This is a genomic window from Vallitalea okinawensis, from assembly GCF_002964605.1.
Lineage (GTDB): Bacteria > Bacillota > Clostridia > Lachnospirales > PQDH01 > Vallitalea_A > Vallitalea_A okinawensis.
This window is the reverse complement of record NZ_PQDH01000006.1, coordinates 284,665-306,477: the sequence shown is the minus strand read 5'-3', so window position 1 is coordinate 306,477 and position 21,813 is coordinate 284,665. Positions and strand designations below refer to the sequence as shown.

The following is a 21,813-nucleotide window of genomic DNA, read 5'->3' as shown; positions in this document are numbered from 1 at the left end:
ATGCTCAGTTCACAAGGTGAACTGAGCGTTTTGATTACAATCTGTAAACAGGATCTATAAACTATTTCTCTTAATATTTTCGATCATATCTTTCTTTAAATCAAACAATTCTTGGGATAAATCCACTGGAACAACATGTGGGTTAACCAATCTTCGTGATTCAGGCCATAAAGTCTCTAGTTCCTTCTGACAAAAAGCACGTATCTCCATAACTGTTGGAGATTGATAGATATTTTGTCCATCTTTAAAAATAGGTTTTAGCAATTCCCTAGCTCCATAAGCACCAGGTTTAAGGGTCATTCGCTTCCATGTATTATTTGGGTCAAAAAGTGTCAACGGTTTTGAGGCATCAATCTCTTCATGTGCTAATGTTATAAGATCAGCTTTAATTTTTCCTGTTGCTTCGTCATATATACGATAAATTTTTTTGAGACCTGGGTTAGTTACCTTTTCTGGGTTATCAGATAATTTAATCTTAGGTATAACCTGACCATTTTCATCTTCTTTAGCAGCTAATTTATATACGCCGCCAAATGCGGGGCAATCCGAAGAAGTAATAAGTCTAGTTCCAACACCCCATAGGTTAATGGTTGTACCCTGTTGTTTAAGGGTACTTATTAAATACTCATCTAGATCACTAGAAGCACTGATGATAGCATCATGATAACCTGCTGCATCCAACATCTTTTTAGCTTCTTTAGAGAGGTACGCTAAATCACCACTATCTAAACGAATCCCATATTTTTTAGGCTTGATACCCTTTGCTTTAAGTTCATCAAAAACCTTAATAGCATTTGGCACACCTGACTTTAGTGTATTATAGGTATCAACCAATAGAATACATGCATTAGGGAAGGTTTCAGCATAGGTCCTGAATGCAGTTAATTCATCGTCAAAACTCATGACCCAGCTATGAGCATGAGTACCTGATACAGGGACACTAAACTTTTGTCCTGCTAGTACATTAGATGTGCCTGTGCAGCCACCAATTACGGCAGCTCTTGCTCCATATAAACCTGCATCTGGTCCTTGGGCACGTCTTAAACCAAATTCTAGAACACCATCGCCTTTAGCAGCCCAACATACCCGAGAGGACTTAGTAGCAATGAGACTTTGATGGTTAATAATATTTAACAAAGTTGTTTCAATGAATTGTGCTTCTAGTAGAGGCGCTTTTACCCGGATTAAAGGCTCCTTAGGGAAGATGACAGAGCCTTCTTCGATGGCATAAATATCTCCTGTAAATCTAAATTCTTTTAGGTAATAAATAAAGTCTTCATCAAAGATATTTAGTGATCTTAAATAATCTAATTGTTCATCAGAAAATCTTAAGTTTTCAATATATTCGATAACTTGCTCTAAACCAGCCATGATAGCATAACTGCCTTCAGAAGGATTGGTACGGTAGAAGAGATCAAAGACCACTTCTCTATTAGCTTTTTCAGCTTTATAATAACCTTGCATCATGGTTAATTGATACAAATCAGTGAGTAACGTTAAATCATTAGGTAACACAACTTTTCTTCCTTTCTTATAGGATCAACTTTAGCTGTATCCCATGAATCTATATAAATTGAACTCATTATACCACAATATAAACTGTCACACAACAGTGTCAATACATATGTCTTTCCATATAAAGTGAAAAGAGATTCCACTTTATATTCAACAAAATATGACTTAAATATATAGACTATTCTATTGGAAAACTTTATAATTATACAAGTAATCTAAAAGTTAATTTAGCGTTATAGTAACCTAAAGAACTTTAAAAACTTTTGAGATATACAATATATATTGTTAGAGGTAAAATAATGGACAAAGAATTATTGACTAGAAAAAGCGCAATTATAACACTTTGTGTTATTTGTACATTCTTATGGGGAAGTGCATTCCCGGTATTAAAGATTACTTATAGAGAATTAAGTATTTCTGGCGACGATGCTATATCTCGTATGATTCTTGCTGGTATACGATTTTTCCTAGCGGGTATCTTATTATTCATCTTAACAAAGGTTCAATTCAAAAAGATTGAAAGACCTTCAAAAACTGTATTGAAGCAATTATTTGTCTTAGGTATATTTAATACAACGATACAATATTTCTTTTTTTATAATGGGTTAGCCAATACAACTGGGATAAAAAGCGCTATTCTTTCTTCCTTTGGCACATTTTTTGTAATCATTGCAGCTCATTTTGTTTATCATAATGATAAAATGAATTTGAGTAAAGTTATGGGCTTGATCCTTGGGTTCTTAGGCATATTTGCTGTTAATTGGAAAGGTACATCAGAAGGTTTAGCCATGGATTTCAGTTTCTATGGTGAGGGGTTTCTTATCTTTTCAGGCTTAACGTCAGCATTTGCAACACTGTATGCTAAGAAGCTGGCCAAAGATATTAATCCAATTATAATGAACAGTTGGCAGTTTTTATTTGGATCAGCGATATTATTAATGTTAGGTCTTATTGCCGGTGGTGGATATCATCTACAATTTACCTTTTTAGCAGTGGTACTTTTAATTTACTCAGCTTTTTTATCTGCAACAGCTTTTACGATTTGGTTTAATCTACTGAAGTATAACACTGCTAGCTCAGTAACCATATTCAAATTTTTAATCCCCGTATTTGGAAGCATATTGTCAGCTATCCTTATACCAGAAGAACATTTTACTTTTATGATCGTAGTCGGTTTAGTTTGTGCTTCTTTAGGTATCTATATGGTTAATAGAAAGGTAGCAGGCTAAATTTGTATGTAATTTCCTTATTGACATCAAGTCATAAAGTTGATAAAATTAATACTAACTATAGTAGGTTAAATGCGACGATGGAGACGTGTTTTTTGCAATTTTCATCTACAGAGAGCTGATGGTTGGTGTAAATCAGTGTTGATGTAAAAAACAAATCACTCTTGAGCAGTACCTCTGAAACATAAGTAAGAGGTTACCGGTAAGCCCCGTTATAGGCAAAGGTTTGTTTGAACCTAGTGAGAGGTCGTGTATGTGAGTATGCGACAATTAGGGTGGTAACGCGTATATATACGTCCCTACGGAGTCTTCCGTAGGGACTTTTTAGTGTAGTAAAAAAGGATCAAGGAAGGCTTTGGGATTAATAAGTATAAATTTACAAGATATTTCCAACAATATGCATAAGCCTACTTAAATGATATAGAAAGGTTAGGAGGTATTCCTATGTATAAAAAAGTTTCGACGGATTTAAATTTCGTTGCACGTGAAAAAGAAATCCTAGATTTTTGGAATAATAATGACATTTTTCAAAAGAGTATTGAAGAACGAGAAGGATCACCAGTATATACGTTTTATGATGGTCCTCCAACTGCTAATGGTAAGCCACATATCGGTCATGTGTTAACAAGAGTTATCAAAGACTTAATTCCTCGTTACCAGACAATGAAAGGTCATAAAGTATTAAGAAAAGCTGGATGGGATACACATGGTCTTCCAGTAGAGTTAGAAGTAGAGAAATTATTAGGTTTAGATGGTAAAGAACAAATTGAGGAATACGGTTTAGAGCCATTTATCAAAGAATGTAAAGAGAGTGTATGGAAATATAAAGGTATGTGGGAAGATTTCTCAGGAAAAGTTGGTTTCTGGGCGGATATGGATGATCCATATGTAACATACCACAATGAATACATTGAGTCCATCTGGTGGGCGCTTAAGAAAATGTGGGAAGAGGATTTACTATATAAAGGCTATAAAATTGTACCTTACTGTTCACGTTGTGGTACTCCTTTATCATCACACGAGGTAGCTCAGGGTTATAAGGACCTAAATGAAGAATCTGTATATGTTAGATTTAAAGTTGTGGGAGAAGATAAGACTTACTTCCTTGCTTGGACTACAACACCTTGGACACTTCCATCAAACGTAGCTTTAGCTGTTAATCCAAATGAGACTTATGTTAAAGTCGAATCAGAAGGCAATTACTACATTCTTGCAGAAGCTTTAGCTGAGAATGTCTTAAAAGCTGAATTTACAGTAGTAGAAACTTATAAAGGTAAAGATCTTGAATACAAAGAATACGAGCCATTATTTGATTTCGTTAAGCCTAATAAAAAAGCATACTTTGTTGCATGCGCTGATTACGTTACCTTAACAGATGGTACTGGTATCGTTCATACAGCTCCTGCATTTGGTGAAGATGATGCAAATACTGGACGTAAATATGACTTACCATTTGTTCAGTTAGTTAACGAGCAAGGTACATTTACAGAAGAAGTTCCATATTGGAAAGATACATTTGTAAAAGAAACAGATCCAGAAATCATCAAGTATCTTGATGAAAAAGGGAAACTATATAAAGCGCTTGAGTATGAGCATAGCTATCCTCATTGCTGGCGTTGTGATACGCCACTATTATACTATGCTAGAGAATCATGGTTTATCAGAATGACAGCAGTTCGCGATCGCTTGATTGCTAATAATAAGACAATTAACTGGTTACCAGCCGCAATCGGTGAAAAGCGTTTTGGTGATTGGTTAGAAAACGTAATTGATTGGGGAATCAGTCGTGACCGTTATTGGGGTACACCACTTCCTATCTGGGAATGTGGCTGTGGTCATCGTCACGCTATCGGAAGTATTGAAGAATTAAAGTCAATGTCTGATGATTGTCCAGAGGATATAGAATTACACCGTCCTTATATTGACGAAGTGCATATCAAGTGTCCAGAGTGTAGCGAGGAGATGACAAGAGTTGAAAATGTAATCGACTGTTGGTTTGATTCAGGAGCTATGCCTTTTGCACAATGGCACTACCCATTTGAGAATAAAGAAATATTTGAAGAGAACTTCCCAGCTAATTTCATCAGTGAAGCTGTAGATCAAACTCGTGGATGGTTCTATTCACTATTAGCTATCTCAACAGTCTTATTTGATGAAGCACCATTTAAGAATGTTATCGTCCTTGGTCTTGTGCAAGATGAAAATGGACAGAAAATGTCAAAGTCAAAAGGAAATGCAGTAGATCCATTTGATGCTTTAGATCGATTTGGAGCAGACGCAATACGTTGGTATTTCTATACAAACAGTGCACCATGGTTACCTAATAAGTTCTATAATGATGCTGTGGTTGAAGGACAACGAAAGTTCATGGGGACATTCTGGAATACTTATGCCTTTTATGTTCTCTACGCTAATATAGATGAATTTGATCCAACTCAATATGAACTTGATTTTGATAAGTTAGGTTTAATGGATAAATGGTTATTATCCAAGCTACAAACAACTGTTAAAGAAGTTGATACGTGGCTAAGTAGTTACCGTATTACAGAAGCAGCAAAATCATTACAAGTATTTGTTGACGAAATGAGTAACTGGTACGTAAGAAGAAGTAGAGAAAGATTCTGGGCTAATGGTATGCCAGAAGATAAAGTGAATGCATACATGACGTTATATACAGCTTTAACTACTTTAGCGAAGATTTCAGCACCATTCGTTCCATTCATGGCAGAAGAAATCTACAGAAACCTTGTGGTTACTGTGGATAAGTCAGCTAAAGAATCTGTACATTTATGCGACTTCCCAACGTATAAAGAAGAATGGATCGATAAAGAGTTAGAAGAAAATATGGAAGAATTACTTGAGGTAGTTGTTCTAGGTCGTGCTTGTCGTAATTCAGCCAACATTAAAAATCGACAACCAATCGGTAATATGTATGTGAAAGCAGAGAAAGTTCTTCCGGATAACTATGTAGATATCATTACGGATGAATTAAACATCAAAGAAGTTAAGTTTACTGATGACGTTCGTGATTTTACCACTTATACATTTAAGCCTGATCTTAAAGTAGTTGGACCAAAATACGGTAAACTTGTTGGTAAGATTAGAGGAGCTTTACAGGGTATAGATGGTAATGAAGCCATGGATCAATTAAACGATGATAAGCCGCTTACATTTGATTTTGATGGTGAAGCCGTTGTATTAGCTAAAGAGGACTTACTCATTGAATCCACTCACAAAGAAGGTTTTGTAACAGAAGCTGATAAAGGAGTTACTGTAGTATTAGATACTAATCTATCAGATGAACTTCTTGAGGAAGGATTCGTAAGAGAATTAATTAGTAAAATTCAAACAATGCGTAAGGAAGCTGAGTTTGAAGTTATGGATCACATTCGTGTATTCTATAAAGATAATGAAAAAGTTGCTACAATCATGGAAGCAAATAAAGAATATATAGCAAGTGAAGTGCTTGCAGATGAGGTATCAGAAGGTTCCGGTGAAGGGTATCAAAAAGACTGGAAGGTTAACGGAGAAGCTGTTACATTAACAGTAGTAAGGGTATAAAAGAATAATTTCTCAAAGCCGATAAACGCTACAAAGTTTATCGGCTTTTTAAGTTTTTATTGATAAAATGAATTATGTTCACGTATAATGTAAATACAGACAACTACATTTAAGTAAATATGTCAGCATATTCAGCAGATTATTATGAAGTTTAAATAAGGGACATGTTAAATGCATTAAGATAGGTAGTAGAAATGAAGTTGGATATAAATGCAAAAGTTTTAAAGGAGGTGTTTTATTTGCCAAAAAAAATAAAGGACTTAGAGAAGAAAATACTTGATAGTGTTACTAGTATATTTTTAAATGAAGGCTATGAAGCAATTGATATGAGAAGAATAGCCAAAGAAGCTGGCATAGCAGTGGGTACACTCTATAACTACTATCCTAATAAAAAAGATTTAGTAAGTCACTTATTTAAGGAATTATGGAAGGAATCTATAGATAATCTACAAAAGGTTATTGATAATACATCTATTTTAAGAGAAGAACTTGTAGTAAAATACATTAAAGCTTTTTATGAAGAAATGAGTAAAAAGAATGGGTTAGGCCATGAATTAATGCGGCTTGAGTTCCAAGAAACTGGAGATTTTCATAAGATGAAATGGGGTACAGATATATTCTTATCTCTGCATATTGTACAAATTAAAGAGTTGATTCAAAAGGGATATGCATTAACTGATGAATCTATTGATAAGTTAGATTTAGATATGCTTGCATATGCCATAGAAGTTATGCTGATTGGTTTTAAACAATATGAGATGGCAGGGGCACAACAATATATCCTGTTTATGAAGAATGTTTTAGATGCCTATGTACAACAATATCGTTAGAAAGGGGTATATGATTGGATATACAGTTAGTCATGGACAGTACGGCAGACTTATTACCAGAACTTGTAAAGAAGTATCAAATCGATGTATTACCCTTAAGAGTTTTGATTGAAGATACGGAGTACGTGGATGGGGAGACCATCACCACTGAACAGGTTTATGATTATATGAAGCAAGGTATTTTTCCAAAGACTTCACAAGTAAGTATTGAGAGAATTATGAATTGCTTTGATACCCATTTAAAAAAAGGAAAGGATCTCATTTATATAGCTTTTTCATCACAGCTATCGGGAACTTATCAAACAGCTGTTATGGTAGCTGAAGAAATGAAAGAAAAATACAGTGATCGAAAGATTACAGTTATAGATAGTAAAGGTGGGGCAGCAGCAACTGGGTTGACAGTTCTACAAGCAGCGTTAATGAAGGAAGCAAAGAGAACATATGAAGATATCATCGATAATGTAAAATACTTAAGCAGCCATGTAGAACATATCTTTACTTTAGCAAGTTTAGAATGGTTGTATAAAGGTGGTCGCTTATCAAAAGGTCAGGCAATCATAGGGGATATGTTAAAAATAAAACCTATATTGCATGTTAAAGATGGTAAGATAGGGTTCTATAAGAAAGTTCGAGGTCGTAATAAGTCTCTAAAGAGCATTGTAGAAGAGGTTACTCGCCGCATGGGAAGTTTCAATGATCAGATTATTGCTATTAGTCATGCTGGTGATTTAGAAACAGCGAATAAAGTAAAGCATCTTATACAGGAGGCTACGGGTATAAGCAAATTTATGATCAATAATATTGGACCTACATTGGGAACTCATTTAGGAATTGGTGGCGTTGGCGTTCTTTTCTACAATGAGAAACCAGATAAATATTATGATGAACCATCCTTAAGCTAGGATATAATAAAAGGGGCACATGAATAGATTGATTCATGTGCCTTATTGACCTTATTCTTCTGGTTGAGGAAGCTGTTTAACGTTTTTTGAGTTTTTATTAAATCTTATAAGAATAACAACACCAATGAGTATAAGTAAAATGGATACTGTTATATCGTCAAAATTATGATAAAAGCTATCAATGAAGTAATCTTTCATTAAATACATCACTTCATCAAGGAACTTGAATGCTCCTAAAAAAATAAATACATAACCGATAATTTTCTTGTTGATCCTTTTTGTAGCATCTAAACTGTTATAGTTGATGATAGGATGATCTTCAACAGGGATTCCTTCTTTATGTTTACGTATAGCATTAATTGCATCAAAGAAGCTATAGAAGTAAAGGACAACTAATAGAAGTCCTAGGGCTTCTAATACGTTAACAAATGAAATAACTGCAATGGTGCCCCAGAAAAAGAGCATGATTTGAAGTCCGCGATTCATTAAGCCGATATACATCTGACCTGCGCCAGGAATTAATGAAAATAGGTATGCTAGACCTCTCTTATACGAATGATTCATGTACATTCCTCCTTTAAATATTCACGGTAATAAATACCTTAAAATAGTTGTGATAGAGAATTCAACCAGTCAAAAAGGTTGATTATTAATCCATTAGAAAATAATGCAAAGTAAATACCGGCAGCAATCAGACTTTGACCAAAAAGCTTCATAGAAAAACCGTTCTCATGGACTGATTTGGATGATAATTTCATTATAGCATCCAAAGATAGATTACAGCGAGGTATGCCATTTTCATGATTACTCAATGCATCGAAAAGGTTCCTCATCTCCTTTAAATTTTGATCTAATTTCTTATTTGTTGTAAGTTCTTTCTCAAATAAATTCTTTTCAAGAGGAGTAAGTCGATCCTCTAGATATCGATCAACTAATATGTTGTCATCTTCATAATGCATTACCTTCACCTCCGCTATAATAGTTTTTGAGTTGTTCCTTAATTTTTCGACGACCACGATATAATCTGGTTTCAATTGTTTTCTCACTTAGTTCTAAAATTTCACTAATTTCTTTATAGGATAAGTGATTAAAGTGGTAGAGGATAATGACTGACTTATAAATTTCGGGTAAGTTAACAATGGTGTCGTGTATCAATGCCTGTTCTTCTTTATATATAACAGCTTCTTCAGTAGAGTGCTCTGTTCCATTTATCTCCAGTTGCTTTACTGGCAAAGGAGTCTTCTTTCTGGACCAATCTATACAAGTATTATGTGCAATGCGATAAATCCAGGTAGATAACTTAGAAGATGCATTAAAATGAGCAATATTTTTAAAAATTTTAATAAAAATCTCTTGAGTCAAGTCCTGAGCTTCAACATAGTCGTTGGTATACTTATATACAAGGGCTAAAAGAGACTGTTGATAAGTTTCTAACAGGCTGCGATATGCTTCTGGTTCTCTCTTTTTTAATTTAAGGATCAGCGTGTCTTCATTCAACAGATCACCCCGCATTTTTTACATATAAATCAATATCTCCGTGAGTAGTGATGATATTAATGTCAGATGTACCGTCGCCTATTTTGCCAGAATAAGTTTCCAGATTTGTTTCTTCGTTGATATTTAAATCTAAGTCAGTATCAATATCACCATATTCTGCTGATAGATTTAACTGATAATCCTGTTTGGGGATATTGACGCTTACATCATCGTGTTCAGTCTTAATATAGAGATGATGCAATATATCGTCTTGATCAAAGTTAACTTCTGTGAAACTGCCATTAACTGTTACGTCAGAGATACCTGCCAAGTAGGCTTCGCCGTGTGAAATATTAAGATTAAAGATACCTGTAATGTTTTTAGCGGTTGCATCACCATGGCTGTTTTTTAGCCTTACATCACCTGTAACATTTTCTACAACAATAGGATCGTGTGAGGTTGTTGCTTCAACGTTACCGGCGATATTATAGATGGCAGTTTCACTGTGTTGATTGGTGACATAGACATTACCACCAATATCATCAACTAAAACATCGTCATGGGAGTTATTAACGGTTAGATCTTTTTGGATGGAGTGGATACTTACATTACCATGTGCATTATCAACTTTCACAGGACCAGATATCGCAGCAACTTCAACATTACCGTGTCTATTTTCAATGGTAGTACTAAAATCTTCTGGTACAGTAATCACAAAAGACATGGAAAAGGAGTTGAGGTTAAAACCATTGCTATTTGGTAAGATGGATTGAATATTTATTGTATCACCTACATAAGTCAAGTCAATCAAATTATCTAGATTAGGTGTACCATCTATCCAGTTATTATAGTGAAGTGTTGTCGCAACGGTTATATCATCTACAGCATCACCTTTGATGTAGACTTTTCCCATAGAGTTATCAACTTCTATGTTTGTATAATCACCTGAGGCAATAGTATATGTTTTTGAGACTTGCTCAGTAGTAAATAGATCATCAAAATCATAGAGCTTATTAAACTGTACATCACCTACATGATCAAAGAATTCAGTAATCCCAGCAATGGTGAAAGCAAAGCCGCAGACAAGAAATAGAGTAATGATGCTTTTACCACTAACACGTACCTCTACATCTTTATAACGGTTGGTATAATAGATAAATTCCAAACCCAAAACGATGAGAATGACCGCGATCATCATGGAAATAGCTTTAAAAACATCAAAATCATAAAAGTTCCTTGTCAACATAATAATACCCATACCAATGAAGCTGGTTGCAACAGAGAAAACTCCTATTTTCTTATTCATAATTTTCCCTCCTCATATATCAAATTTTTTCTCTTTGTAATATTAGACGGCATACATTTGAATATCCCTTCAAAAAGATTTAAATATTTTTTAAGATTATTTAGCATACTTCATTTGTATTATTGAAATGAGTTATTATACTTAAATCATTACCATTTTTTATTATAAATTCTCATAGGATAATCTCTTATAACAAGATATTCGGTCAATTAACTACTTGTATTGTAACTTACCTATTCCAGTTTAATGCGGTGTTATCCACTTTGTACTAGCCAATTCTTAAGAAGGACAAGAAAACTAGGTAACTTTTCTACTATACCTTCATATATTATAAAGTATCAGCTAAGGAATAATCAAAAAATAAATTAGTCCAACTTTGCTAGTGGGATAGCAGACGCAATTGGCAATTTATTTTAGTGGATCCTAGTAGGAGGTTTTAAGGTGGAAAAGTATGCTTACAAACAACCTAGATTTTATCCATTTATACCTTATTATCCTATGATGTGGCGTGCTGGACATGAGCAAATGCAGAAGGAAGAGTCTAAGCCTAAAGTCCAAATGCCAGAAGAGGATGTGGACGGTTTAGATGAAATGGATATGGCATATATGCTTCAATTATATCCAATACTCTGTAAGAAGATCTATAAGTACGTCAAAGAGATGTGTGATAAGATGGAGCATAATGGAAGTGCTATGTACGATGAACTACCAGATAAAGAGACTCTCATTAGAATTGTTGAAAAAATCTATGACCAGATGAAAGAAGACCATATGCTGAATGCCCAAGAAATAACAATGGATAGGGCAATGCCAAGACGCTATTATGGAAGTATTTATCGTGATCTGATAACAACTATTTTGCTCGGGGAGATCTTCGGTAATCGTCGAAGAAGATATCGTCGAAGAAGAAGACCTTACCAAAGTGGTTATTATGATGATTACTATGAAGGATACTATGATGGTAATTACTATAATGATTATTACCCCTATTATTGATAATGGGGGTTTACTGAGCAGGGGTGATAAAACCCCTGTGTTTATTTTCTAACCCACTTGTGCTATGATAGATAAAGAATTTATGTTTCGGTAAATAAGTCAAATTTCTAAGGAGGCTAATATAGATGGGAAAAGTATATAGAGAAATGTGGGGAGTAGAAGAACTTATTGTTCTAGAAGCAGGGGGGTATCAGGCGAAAATCATACCAAGTGTGGGTGCTAATGCTATTGCCTTGAAAAGTGTGGACAAGAATATTTCGATTTTAAGACAGATAGAAGATATTGAAGATTTTAAGGCAGCCCCTGGCGTATACGGAACTCCTTTGTTGTTTCCACCTAACCGAATTGATGCAGGAACATTTGAGGTTAGAAATATGCGGTATCAATTTGAAATCAATGAACCCAATCACAATAATAGCTTGCACGGTTTTCTTGCAGATCGGCCCTTTGAGATAGATGAGATTAAGATAAGTGAAGAAAAAGATCAGGTATACGTATCATTGGTTTTTATTGCTGATGAAAGTACAAGCTTTTATCAATATTTTCCTCATAAATTTACTTGTCGACTAATACATATATTATCAAGTGAAGGACTCAAACAGATTGTTAAGATAGAAAATAACGATAACAAAGCAATGCCTGTGGGCGTTGGATACCATACAGCAATTAATCTTAATTTTGTTGAAGGTTATTCAGCTAAAGATGTTAAGTTAGTGATGTCTGTAGGAGAGAGAATCGAACTTAATGATAGAGCACTACCTACAGGGAGATATATTGAACTTAATGAAGACGAAAAACTTATGAGAAATAGTGGTCAAAGTCCTATGTTTAAAGAACTGGATGACCATTATACTGTAGATGCGTTATATATGGAAGATGGAAGTTTCCATGGAGCAATTTTAGAGAATTATGCTACGGGGAATCAAATTATTTATGAAGCAGGTGAGAAATTTAAGCATTGGATGCTATGGAATTGTGGTAAAGAAGGAAGTTTCATATGTCCTGAACCTCAGACTTGGTTAGTGAACGCTCCAAATAGTGATTTGCCTGATGAAAAAACTGGTATGATTATTCTCGAAACAGGAGAAGTTTTTGAGGAATATACCAAGTTATCATGTAGATAACAATTGAATAATTGCTGTATTAAGTTTGGGTTGTAATATAATTGAAATAAAAAAATGGAAAAAAAGTATTGACAAATCCTTCAATAAGCGTTAAGCTTTTAAAGGAAATTAATTGTAAATAATTAATAATTTTTATAGAAAAGGAGGTAGAGTTATGAATAACGTAACAATCAAATTGAGAGGCTACAACACATCCGATTTTAATAACAAATTTGATGGTTCACAATTACAAGTTAATAATCTTTATTTTTCTAATAGCCCTGCCTCAGAAGGACGTATTCAATAGGCGTTTTTATGTGTTACTTTAGCAAGAGAGGTATGCCGTGGGTTATTCCCACGGCTTTTTTGACCTCATTTTGAGTTATTTTATGCTAAATAATGAAAAACGTGTATGAAAGCGAGGTTATTATAGCCTCGCTTTTTTGTTACCTTCTGAGAAAGAAAGAAAATTAAAAAGATTATTAATATTCTATATATGAAGGGGGACAGTGGTATGACTAACAAAAAAATGAGAAAAGTGATTAAGTTTTGAGAAAATGAGTTATTGATGACGAGAAGAATGAAGCAGAGGGGGAATAACAGTGATTAGAGTTTTTAAATACGCTTTGAAGTATTGGTATATATATTTATTGGCAATTTTATTTTTGGTCACAGCAACGTTTCTAGATATGTTCAACCCACTCATTACACAAAGAATTGTTGATGAGGTTATTAGAGGAGAACAATATGGGTTATTTAAAGATTTAGTATTATTATTAGTCGGGATTATACTTGCGCGGATTATCTTAGGCTACTTGAGAGAGATTCTATTTGATTATGTAGGTGTAACTGTAACATTTGATTTAAGAAAAGATTTATTTAAACACTTACAGTCCTTATCCTTTAGCTACTTTGATGGTATGAACACAGGCGAAATCATGTCAAGGATAAAAGAGGATGCGGATAATATCTTTAGAACCTTTAGTTTCGGAGCGATGTTAATCATTGATCAATCCCTGTATTTTATAATGGCTTCAACTTTTATGTTGATCCTAAACTGGCAACTAGCCTTAGCATGTTTAGCCATTGTACCTTTTATCGGTATGCTAGCTATGAAATTTGAAAAAAAGATCGGTGAGGTATACGGTAAAATCAGTGATGAAACAGCACAGCTTAACACCATTGCTCAAGAGAATATATCTGGAGTGAGATTAGTTAAAGCATTCGCAAGAGAACGCTATGAAATAAATAAATTTTTATCCCATAATAAAACATATTACAAACTCAATAATGAGCATGCTAATACGATAGCTTACTATTTTCCTAAGATGGAGTTCCTAACAAATATGTTAATTATTTTGGTAACTCTAATAGGTGGTATTGTTGTAGTAGGTGGAGATATTAGTATTGGTGTTTTAATTGCTTTTAGTGGTTATATCAATATGATCATATGGCCAATGCGTATGCTGGGTTGGTTAGCGGGAATGGTGGCTGAATGTCGTGCATCTATGAAGAAACTAGATAAAATATTCAATGCCACATCGGAGATCATAGAGAAAGAAGATGCTATTAGTTTAGAAGAATGTACAGGCGAAGTAAAATTTGAAAATGTAAGTTTTACTTATGGTGAAGAGAATTACGTATTAAAGAACATTAACATATATGCAAAGCCTGGTGAAACAATTGCTATAATGGGAGCAACAGGATGCGGAAAAACATCCATTATCAATTTACTTACTCGTTACTACGATGCAACAGAAGGTAAGATTACCATGGATGGAATCAATATTAAGGATGCGACATTAGACAGTTTACGTAAGCAAGTATCCGTTGTCATGCAAGACACCTTTCTGTTCTCTGAAACCATTGAAGAGAACATTAGGTTTGGAAATTCTGAAATATCTAATGAGGATTTGATTGCAGCTGCTAAAAAAGCAGATGTACATTCCTTTGTAGATAAGATGAATGATAAATATGAAACAGTTATTGGTGAACGTGGTATTGGTTTGTCAGGTGGACAGAAACAAAGGATTTCCATAGCTAGAGCCTTAGCGGCTAAACCAAAGGTGGTTATCTTTGATGATGCCACATCAGCCTTAGATATGGAAACAGAGGGAAGTATTCAAGATGCTATACGAGGCGAAAAAGATGTAACAAAGTTTATTATTGCCCATCGTATTTCGGCTGTTAAGGATGCAGATGAGATCATAGTCATTGATGATGGTGAAATCGTTGAAAGAGGCACACATTTTGGATTACTCAATAAAAAAGGTAGATACCATGAAATCTATCAACAACAATATGAAGGATTAATTGATTAATAATAACATTGTATATGATGTTATTGAAACAGTTAAAGAAAATTTGGAGGAATTAACATGAACGATTGGAATATAAATTTATATACTTTAGGAACATATATGATTAACCGCTCTGCTGACGAGATACTTTATAATAGGTTTTCCATGGGAGAGTCATTAATGAATCGAGTTCTATATTCAGAACAAATAAAAAGAAAAAGAAAAAGGCGTAGATAAGAGGAGGAATTAGTATGCAACAATTTGAAACTTTATTATATTATAATGCATTTATTAGAAGTGATTTAATGGAAGACAAAGCCTTTAGTCGATTATCAATGGGTGAGTCTATCCTTAGCCGTCGCAATAGCAGTCAACTATTAAAGAAAGATGCTTATAAAGAAGAAAAGTAGTGCTATTTCATGATCGGGGGTGATGACCATGGCTAAGAACATGGTAAAGCAAGATGAGAACATAGTTAGCTATTCTAAGAAAAAATTAATTAGACGTCTATTCACATATATGAAACCTTATAAAAAGGAGATCATTCAGACATTATTACTAACAACATTGATTGTAGGGGTAGACTTACTCAACCCCTACTTCATGAAACTTGGGCTAGATTATTTTATACCAGATAATGACCTGAAATTATTGGTTATCGTAGGAATAATGGTAATCGGAGCAAACATAATATCCATGTTCTGTTACAAAAACAGAATATCTATTATGTTAACTGCCAGTAACAAAATATTGATGACGATACGTCAAGACTTGTATACCCATATTCAGAAATTATCCTTTAGTTTTTTTGACAGTCGTCCAGCGGGTAAAATACTTGCACGTATTATTGGAGATGTTAACTCATTAAAAGATTTATTTGTAAACAGTGTTACACAATTAATTCCTAACTTCATCAAGATGTTTGCTGCACTAATCATTATGTTTGTTATGGAACCTAAATTAACACTTATATCATTAGTCATGCTACCACTATTGATAATAGGTATGATTATAGTTGAGGTATATGGTCATAAGTTGTGGCAAGAGTTTCGACAAAAAAACTCCAACTTAAATGCTTATACCCATGAGAATTTTTCAGGGATTAGAGTTGTTCAAAGTTTTACGGCTGAAGAACGGACCCTTGGTAACTTTGTTAAGCTGCTTAGAGAGCATAAGTTATCTTTTGTAAAAGCTATTTTATTAGGTAATTTATTTTGGCCCATGGTAGAATTATCATGGGGAGCTGGTACGGTAATTGTGTTTGCTTATGGTGTTCATACTTTGCAAACAGGTGGTGACATCTCTATTGGAACCCTTGTGGTGTTCACAGCTTACATCTCTATGTTTTGGCATCCAGTTATGCAGATTAGTAATTTTTATAATACTTTGATTACGAACATGGCTGGTGCAGAGCGTATCTTTGAAATACTAGATGTAGAGCCAGATATCATTGATGAATCAGATGCTAAAAATATGCCTGATGTGAAGGGAAATATAAAGTTTGATCATGTAAGCTTTGAATATGATAAAGATGTTCCTGTTTTACATGATATCAACTTGGACATTCAAACAGGTGAGACCATAGCACTTGTTGGACCGACTGGAGCTGGGAAAACCACCATAGTCAATTTAGTTAGCCGATTCTATGATTCTACATCAGGTCATGTTAAGGTAGATGGTATTGATGTAAAAGATGTAACGATAGAGTCTCTAAGAAGTCAAATGGGTATTATGACACAAGATACTTTCCTATTTTCGGGTAGTATTAAAGATAACATTGCTTACGGTAAGATCGGAGCAACAGATGAGGAGATAATAGCAGCTGCTAAGGCAGTAAAGGCTCATGACTTTGTTATGCGTCTAGAAAAGGGGTATGACACAGATGTTAATGAACGGGGATCTCGTCTATCAGTTGGTCAAAGACAATTAATAGCCTTTGCACGTACCATGTTATCTAATCCTAAGATATTAATTCTGGATGAGGCTACTTCAAGTATTGATACACAAACAGAAAAATTAGTACAGCAAGGTATTCAGAGTTTGCTGAGTGGAAGAACGTCATTTGTTATTGCCCACCGACTAAGTACCATTGAGAAGGCAGATCGTATTCTTGTTATAGATGAAGGTGTTATCAAAGAAGAAGGAAGTCATAAACAGCTTTTAAATAGGAAAGGTATCTACTATAACTTGTTTATGGCACAGGTAAAAAGTATATCAGCCTAACAAAGCTGATAAGAAATATTGTTAGATAAGTTACTGCGATTAACATATTGAACTTAAGTATACTTATCTAAAGAAGTTAAGTTAAAAATATAAGATGAATAGTATTGTAAAAGCTTGGAAATAATGATGATGGTTATTTTCAAGCTTAATTTTTTATGATCTTATAGTAAATATGAAGCTAGTCTCTATTCTTCCTTTACAAAGGGAAGAATATTTGATACAATAAAATTAGGTTTTTACAAAATTATTAACAAATTATTAAATCCGATTTTACCTGGAGGCAAAAGAATGTCAAAGTTTAAGAACATGCTAAAGATATCCGTTATAAAATTTAGCAAAATGGAAAAAAACCTAAGAGAAAACATTAAAAAAGTATTAACAACATCACAACAAAAGATGAATTTAAATAAAATCCAAAAAATCATGAGCAAGGATGCTATCTTAGCCAACAAAGGAAAGATTGCTATTGTTGCTGGTGCGACAGTTTTGTTAATAACTGGTGGACTTACATTAACTTCTGTACCTGAGCTAGATAATGAAACGAGTCAGATACTGTCTACAAGTCTTGTAAGTACTGCAAGTGGTTATGATGTTTATTTTGAGAATTATTTGGTTGGTTCTGTTGAAAACGCAGAAGAAGTTGATCAGCTATTAAGCGAGGTTATTGGACAATTAAATATGAAGAATAACCAAGTATATGCTTTACCAAATGCCTTAGAGGTTAAGACTTCTTATGACCAATCAGCAGACTTATTAGACAATGAAGCTTTTAAAACTGCTTTATATAAGACTCTTGAAAGAAATATTGATGAATTATTAGTTCAAGCATTTGTTATTGAAGTTGAGAATGGTACACAAGTCACATTGGATAACTTAGAAGATGTTAAACATGCATTAACAAGGGTAACTAGTCAGTACCTACCTGAAGATGAAACCTATGAAGTAACTGAAGTTGATATAAACAATGATGCTAGCGATGCTATCGTTATCGAAAAGGTAGAAGATGCTGAGGAATTAGCCTTAGCTACTGCACAACCTAAAATTGCTCGTACATCAGGTTCTGGTGATGAGGCGTATATGTCTGCTTCAATAGAACCATCACCTGGTATAGAAAATGAAGAAGTTATGGATGAAACAGTGCCAGATGAAGGTGTTCAAGAAGTTGGTTTTGTAGATGCAGTTAAAGTATCCACAGTATTTGTTAAACAAGATAATATTGAGACAGTAGATGTTGCAGTAGATACTTTGATGGACTTTGAAGAAGAACAAGTTATTTATAATATTCAATCTGGTGATTTTCCAGGGAAAATTGCAGAAGATCATGGAATGGGATTATCTGAGTTATATGCATTAAATCCTGATTTAGAGGAAAATGCAAACAAGATTCAAATTGGTCAAGAAATTACAATTACTCAGCCAGATCCTAATCTTTCTGTAGAGACAAAAGAACGCATAACTTTTGAAGAGACATTTGAAACTGAACCTTTATATGAATACGATGATACTCAATATACAACTTATTCTCGCGTTAAAGATGAAGGGTCAAGCGGTGTCAAAGAAATTACTGCAAATATTGTGAAGGTTGATGGTATAGAGGTTGACAAAGTGATTGTTAACGAACTCGTTGTTGAGGATCCAACGCCGAAGGTCATCGTTAAAGGAACTTTAACACCACCACAATTTATTAACCCTGTTCCTAGCGGAACCTTTACATCTGGCTATGGTTATCGTTGGGGTTCGATGCATTATGGTATTGATTTAGCAGCACCTTATGGAAATAACGTAAGAGCCTCTGCTAGTGGTACTGTAGAACATGCAGGATGGATGAGTGGTTATGGTTATTTAGTAATTATTAATCATGGTAATGGCTATAAAACTTACTATGGACACAATAGTAATCTATATGTTTATGTAGGTCAATATGTTGAGCAAGGTGATGCTATTGCAGCTATAGGTAGTACTGGTAATAGTACTGGTAACCATTGTCATTTTGAAATACGATATTATGGTGAATTTAAGAATCCTGCGAATTATATCTATTGATTGAATAATATATGATGGGAAAAATCCTATTAAAAAATTAATGACCCCGAGGGAAGCCTTGGGGTTTATTGACATGGATTGTCAATGGAAAAAGCTTTAATTTACCAATGAAATTTGATACAATAGAATTATATGTATATTGAAATAGGTATCTTACATATTATGAACTTATTTTATGAGGGTTTATATGAGTTCAAAATGTGTACCTTTATTAAAAAAATAAGATGCATTTATAGTTATATAGAGAGAGAATACTTTAGAGCATTAAGAATAATCTGAGGACGGTGATTAGATGAGTCAAAAAGTACTAATAGTAGATGATGAAAAAGCAATCGTTGATATCTTATCCTTTAACCTAAAGAAGGAAGGTTATGAAGTTGTAACGGGGTTTGATGGAGAAGAAGGCTATGATAAAGCGCTTAAAGAAAATCCAGACCTTATCTTATTGGATATTATGATGCCCAAATTAGATGGGTTACAGGTATGTAGAAAACTTAGAGAAAAAATGAATACACCAATTATCATGTTAACTGCACGAGCTGAAGAAGTTGATAAAGTATTAGGCTTAGAGCTAGGTGCAGATGATTATGTAACCAAACCTTTTAGTGTAAGAGAATTGATGGCTAGAGTAAAGGCTAATTTAAGACGCAAAGTCATTGATGTTCAAGAAAGCACCAATAAGAATGTTTTAAAACTAGGTGATCTTCAAATTGATACAGATCGTTATGAAGTGGTAAAAGCAGGTGAAGTGCTTGAGTTAACTTTAAGAGAATATGAATTATTAAAATTCTTAGCCACACAAAAAGGACAAATTTTCTCAAGAGAATCATTATTAGAACAAGTTTGGGGTTATGAGTATTACGGTGATGTTAGAACAGTAGATGTTACGATTAGAAGATTAAGAGAAAAAGTTGAAAACATACCTAGCAAGCCAGAATATATATTGACTAAAAGAGGAATAGGTTACTATTTTAATGAAAAATGCTAGTTAGGAGATCTTAATATGAAAAGTATCAAATGGAGATTGGTTGTTTTATATGTAACCTTAATATCCATTGTCATGATCATATGCGGTACTTTTATTGTTAGTCAAATTAAGTCTAAGTCTTATGGTGATAAATTTACTGAACTGGAACGTGTCGCAGAACGAAGGATTACCCTTTTAGAGCAATCTGAGACGATTGTTGATGATGCTCAAGTTGCTAAAAATATGAAAGACACTTATGAAACGAGTGTTGAATATTTATATGCTACGCATAATGTTTACGTCAAAAAGATTCAGGGCTCAATTATTTACCCTGATTCAGTAGATTTAGCAGAGGAAGTATATAAAGAATACAATAAGAAACTAAACACAATAGCTCAGGTGAAATCTGTTGAAAATGGACAGGAGCTCACATCAATTATTGAAGTAGATGTCATGGGAGAAGTAGGTTATGAAGATTATGCTGCCTACGCAACCACTTTCGACTTGGATGGAGATGGTACCCTTGATTATACCATGTATGTGGAAACATCTTTGGAAGAGGTCAATGAGAATTTATCAGAATATGTGAGAATCATCATTATATCTGTTATTATATCTGTAGTTATCTCAGCAGTTTTAGGCTTCTTATTTGCAAACACTATAACACGACCAATAGCAGCTTTAACAAGGTCCGCTAAGAAGATGGCAAAAGGGAATATATCTCATGAAAATAATGTGATTGAAGTAAAGTCTGATGATGAGATTGGTCAGTTAACTGAAACCTTTAATCACATGGCTATTGAGCTTAATAAGACACTATCAGCAATAACCAGTGAGAAGAACAAGCTTGAAACCGTCTTTGCCCATATGGCAGACGGTATATTGGTGTTTAACTCAAAAAATGAGCTGATTCATGCCAATCCTGCTGCTTATAGTATGTTAGGACTAAAAATTGCAGATAAGCCATTTGGTAGTATTTTTGAGCCATTAGATAGTGAGATTAATTTTGAAAGTTTATTAGAAATGGATACGAATTCGTTACAAACATTTATGCTAGCTATTAATGATCAATACATTAATGCGTGCTTCGCTACATACATTGACAAAAGCAACGAGTCTTTTGGATTAATAACAGTTTTACAGGATATGACAGAGCAAAAGAAGCTAGAAGAAATGCAAAAAGAATTTGTAGCTAATGTATCACATGAATTGCGTACGCCATTAACGACCATTAAGAGTTATACAGAGACTTTATTAGCTGGTGCATTAGATGAACGAGATGTAGCAGAAAACTTCTTGCAGGTAGTTAATAATGAGTCTGATCGTATGACTACACTAGTGAAAGATTTGTTGGAATTATCT

The 21,813-nt window shown here is 34.0% G+C and carries 18 protein-coding genes, 1 pseudogene and 1 other annotated feature; of the genes and pseudogenes, 14 read left to right on the top strand and 5 right to left on the bottom strand.

Annotated elements, in window-relative coordinates:
• Nucleotides 1–54: 54 nt before the first annotated feature.
• The gene (locus tag C1Y58_RS17265; protein ID WP_105617341.1) at nucleotides 55–1,515 is read right to left on the bottom strand and encodes a nicotinate phosphoribosyltransferase; all 1,461 of its coding nucleotides are present in this window, start codon (nucleotides 1,513–1,515) and stop codon (nucleotides 55–57) included.
• 299 nt (nucleotides 1,516–1,814) lie between these two features.
• Here C1Y58_RS17265 and C1Y58_RS17260 point away from each other — a divergent pair, with 299 nt between their 5' ends.
• The 4 genes from C1Y58_RS17260 to C1Y58_RS17245 all read left to right on the top strand — a co-directional run bounded on the left by C1Y58_RS17260 (nucleotide 1,815) and on the right by C1Y58_RS17245 (nucleotide 8,037).
• Nucleotides 1,815–2,744, top strand: coding sequence for a DMT family transporter (locus tag C1Y58_RS17260; RefSeq protein ID WP_105617340.1), 930 nt, complete (start codon nucleotides 1,815–1,817; stop codon nucleotides 2,742–2,744).
• Nucleotides 2,745–2,812: 68 nt separating this feature from the next.
• Nucleotides 2,813–3,048 (top strand) — a binding site (T-box leader).
• A gap of 140 nt (nucleotides 3,049–3,188) precedes the next feature.
• The gene (gene ileS, locus C1Y58_RS17255; RefSeq protein WP_105617339.1) at nucleotides 3,189–6,305 is read left to right on the top strand and encodes an isoleucine--tRNA ligase; all 3,117 of its coding nucleotides are present in this window, start codon (nucleotides 3,189–3,191) and stop codon (nucleotides 6,303–6,305) included.
• A gap of 239 nt (nucleotides 6,306–6,544) precedes the next feature.
• Nucleotides 6,545–7,135, top strand: a complete 591-nt coding sequence (locus C1Y58_RS17250) for a TetR/AcrR family transcriptional regulator (protein ID WP_157950173.1) — start codon at nucleotides 6,545–6,547, stop codon at nucleotides 7,133–7,135.
• A gap of 14 nt (nucleotides 7,136–7,149) precedes the next feature.
• Complete coding sequence (locus tag C1Y58_RS17245; RefSeq protein ID WP_105617337.1) at nucleotides 7,150–8,037, top strand: DegV family protein; 888 nt, start codon at nucleotides 7,150–7,152, stop codon at nucleotides 8,035–8,037.
• A 51-nt stretch (nucleotides 8,038–8,088) separates the two neighbouring features.
• Here the strand turns inward: C1Y58_RS17245 and C1Y58_RS17240 are convergent, their stop codons facing one another.
• Genes C1Y58_RS17240 through C1Y58_RS17225 form a run of 4 tightly spaced genes read right to left on the bottom strand, consistent with a single transcriptional unit; the run spans nucleotide 8,089 to nucleotide 10,819 of the window.
• Nucleotides 8,089–8,601: a hypothetical protein gene (locus C1Y58_RS17240; RefSeq protein WP_105617336.1), complete on the bottom strand. Its 513-nt coding sequence runs from the start codon at nucleotides 8,599–8,601 to the stop codon at nucleotides 8,089–8,091.
• Between the two features lie 38 nt (nucleotides 8,602–8,639).
• Nucleotides 8,640–8,996 (bottom strand): hypothetical protein, encoded by a 357-nt coding sequence (locus tag C1Y58_RS17235; RefSeq protein ID WP_105617335.1) that lies wholly within the window; start codon nucleotides 8,994–8,996, stop codon nucleotides 8,640–8,642.
• Entirely contained in the window at nucleotides 8,986–9,534 is a 549-nt protein-coding gene (locus C1Y58_RS17230) for an RNA polymerase sigma factor (protein WP_170311624.1), read from the bottom strand. Before C1Y58_RS17230 ends, C1Y58_RS17235 begins: the two co-directional genes overlap by 11 nt.
• 4 nt (nucleotides 9,535–9,538) lie before the next feature.
• Nucleotides 9,539–10,819: a DUF4097 family beta strand repeat-containing protein gene (locus C1Y58_RS17225; RefSeq protein WP_105617333.1), complete on the bottom strand. Its 1,281-nt coding sequence runs from the start codon at nucleotides 10,817–10,819 to the stop codon at nucleotides 9,539–9,541.
• Between the two features lie 441 nt (nucleotides 10,820–11,260).
• On the opposite strand from C1Y58_RS17225, the gene C1Y58_RS17220 reads away from it, so the two are divergent.
• The 10 genes and pseudogenes from C1Y58_RS17220 to C1Y58_RS17190 all read left to right on the top strand — a co-directional run.
• Nucleotides 11,261–11,815 (top strand): hypothetical protein, encoded by a 555-nt coding sequence (locus C1Y58_RS17220; RefSeq protein WP_105617332.1) that lies wholly within the window; start codon nucleotides 11,261–11,263, stop codon nucleotides 11,813–11,815.
• Nucleotides 11,816–11,940: 125 nt separating this feature from the next.
• The gene (locus tag C1Y58_RS17215; RefSeq protein ID WP_105617331.1) at nucleotides 11,941–12,939 is read left to right on the top strand and encodes an aldose 1-epimerase; all 999 of its coding nucleotides are present in this window, start codon (nucleotides 11,941–11,943) and stop codon (nucleotides 12,937–12,939) included.
• Between the two features lie 154 nt (nucleotides 12,940–13,093).
• A complete protein-coding gene (locus tag C1Y58_RS27080) occupies nucleotides 13,094–13,225 on the top strand; it encodes a hypothetical protein (RefSeq protein WP_278286131.1) in 132 nt (43 codons plus the stop codon).
• A gap of 295 nt (nucleotides 13,226–13,520) precedes the next feature.
• The gene (locus C1Y58_RS17210; protein WP_105617330.1) at nucleotides 13,521–15,239 is read left to right on the top strand and encodes an ABC transporter ATP-binding protein; all 1,719 of its coding nucleotides are present in this window, start codon (nucleotides 13,521–13,523) and stop codon (nucleotides 15,237–15,239) included.
• A gap of 57 nt (nucleotides 15,240–15,296) precedes the next feature.
• Nucleotides 15,297–15,455 (top strand): hypothetical protein, encoded by a 159-nt coding sequence (locus C1Y58_RS26530; RefSeq protein ID WP_157950172.1) that lies wholly within the window; start codon nucleotides 15,297–15,299, stop codon nucleotides 15,453–15,455.
• 14 nt (nucleotides 15,456–15,469) lie between these two features.
• On the top strand, nucleotides 15,470–15,628 hold the full coding sequence (locus C1Y58_RS26525) for a hypothetical protein (RefSeq protein ID WP_157950171.1): 159 nt from the start codon (nucleotides 15,470–15,472) through the stop codon (nucleotides 15,626–15,628).
• A 28-nt stretch (nucleotides 15,629–15,656) separates the two neighbouring features.
• Entirely contained in the window at nucleotides 15,657–17,441 is a 1,785-nt protein-coding gene (locus C1Y58_RS17205) for an ABC transporter ATP-binding protein (RefSeq protein WP_105617329.1), read from the top strand.
• Between the two features lie 288 nt (nucleotides 17,442–17,729).
• Entirely contained in the window at nucleotides 17,730–19,484 is a 1,755-nt protein-coding gene (locus C1Y58_RS17200) for a peptidoglycan DD-metalloendopeptidase family protein (RefSeq protein WP_105617328.1), read from the top strand.
• Between the two features lie 292 nt (nucleotides 19,485–19,776).
• On the top strand, nucleotides 19,777–20,472 hold the full coding sequence (yycF, locus tag C1Y58_RS17195; RefSeq protein WP_105617327.1) for a response regulator YycF: 696 nt from the start codon (nucleotides 19,777–19,779) through the stop codon (nucleotides 20,470–20,472).
• 15 nt (nucleotides 20,473–20,487) lie between these two features.
• Nucleotides 20,488–21,813: pseudogene (locus C1Y58_RS17190) on the top strand (histidine kinase dimerization/phospho-acceptor domain-containing protein); the annotation flags it as partial.

Coding starts and splice junctions, on each gene's coding strand:
- C1Y58_RS17260 (WP_105617340.1), top strand. CDS start 1,815: ATGGACAAAGAATTATTGACTAGAAAAAGCGCAATTATAACACTTTGT.
- ileS (WP_105617339.1), top strand. CDS start 3,189: ATGTATAAAAAAGTTTCGACGGATTTAAATTTCGTTGCACGTGAAAAA.
- C1Y58_RS17240 (WP_105617336.1), bottom strand. CDS start 8,601: ATGAATCATTCGTATAAGAGAGGTCTAGCATACCTATTTTCATTAATT.
- C1Y58_RS17235 (WP_105617335.1), bottom strand. CDS start 8,996: ATGCATTATGAAGATGACAACATATTAGTTGATCGATATCTAGAGGAT.
- C1Y58_RS17225 (WP_105617333.1), bottom strand. CDS start 10,819: ATGAATAAGAAAATAGGAGTTTTCTCTGTTGCAACCAGCTTCATTGGT.
- C1Y58_RS17215 (WP_105617331.1), top strand. CDS start 11,941: ATGGGAAAAGTATATAGAGAAATGTGGGGAGTAGAAGAACTTATTGTT.
- C1Y58_RS27080 (WP_278286131.1), top strand. CDS start 13,094: ATGAATAACGTAACAATCAAATTGAGAGGCTACAACACATCCGATTTT.
- C1Y58_RS26530 (WP_157950172.1), top strand. CDS start 15,297: ATGAACGATTGGAATATAAATTTATATACTTTAGGAACATATATGATT.
- C1Y58_RS26525 (WP_157950171.1), top strand. CDS start 15,470: ATGCAACAATTTGAAACTTTATTATATTATAATGCATTTATTAGAAGT.
- C1Y58_RS17205 (WP_105617329.1), top strand. CDS start 15,657: ATGGCTAAGAACATGGTAAAGCAAGATGAGAACATAGTTAGCTATTCT.
- C1Y58_RS17200 (WP_105617328.1), top strand. CDS start 17,730: ATGTCAAAGTTTAAGAACATGCTAAAGATATCCGTTATAAAATTTAGC.
- yycF (WP_105617327.1), top strand. CDS start 19,777: ATGAGTCAAAAAGTACTAATAGTAGATGATGAAAAAGCAATCGTTGAT.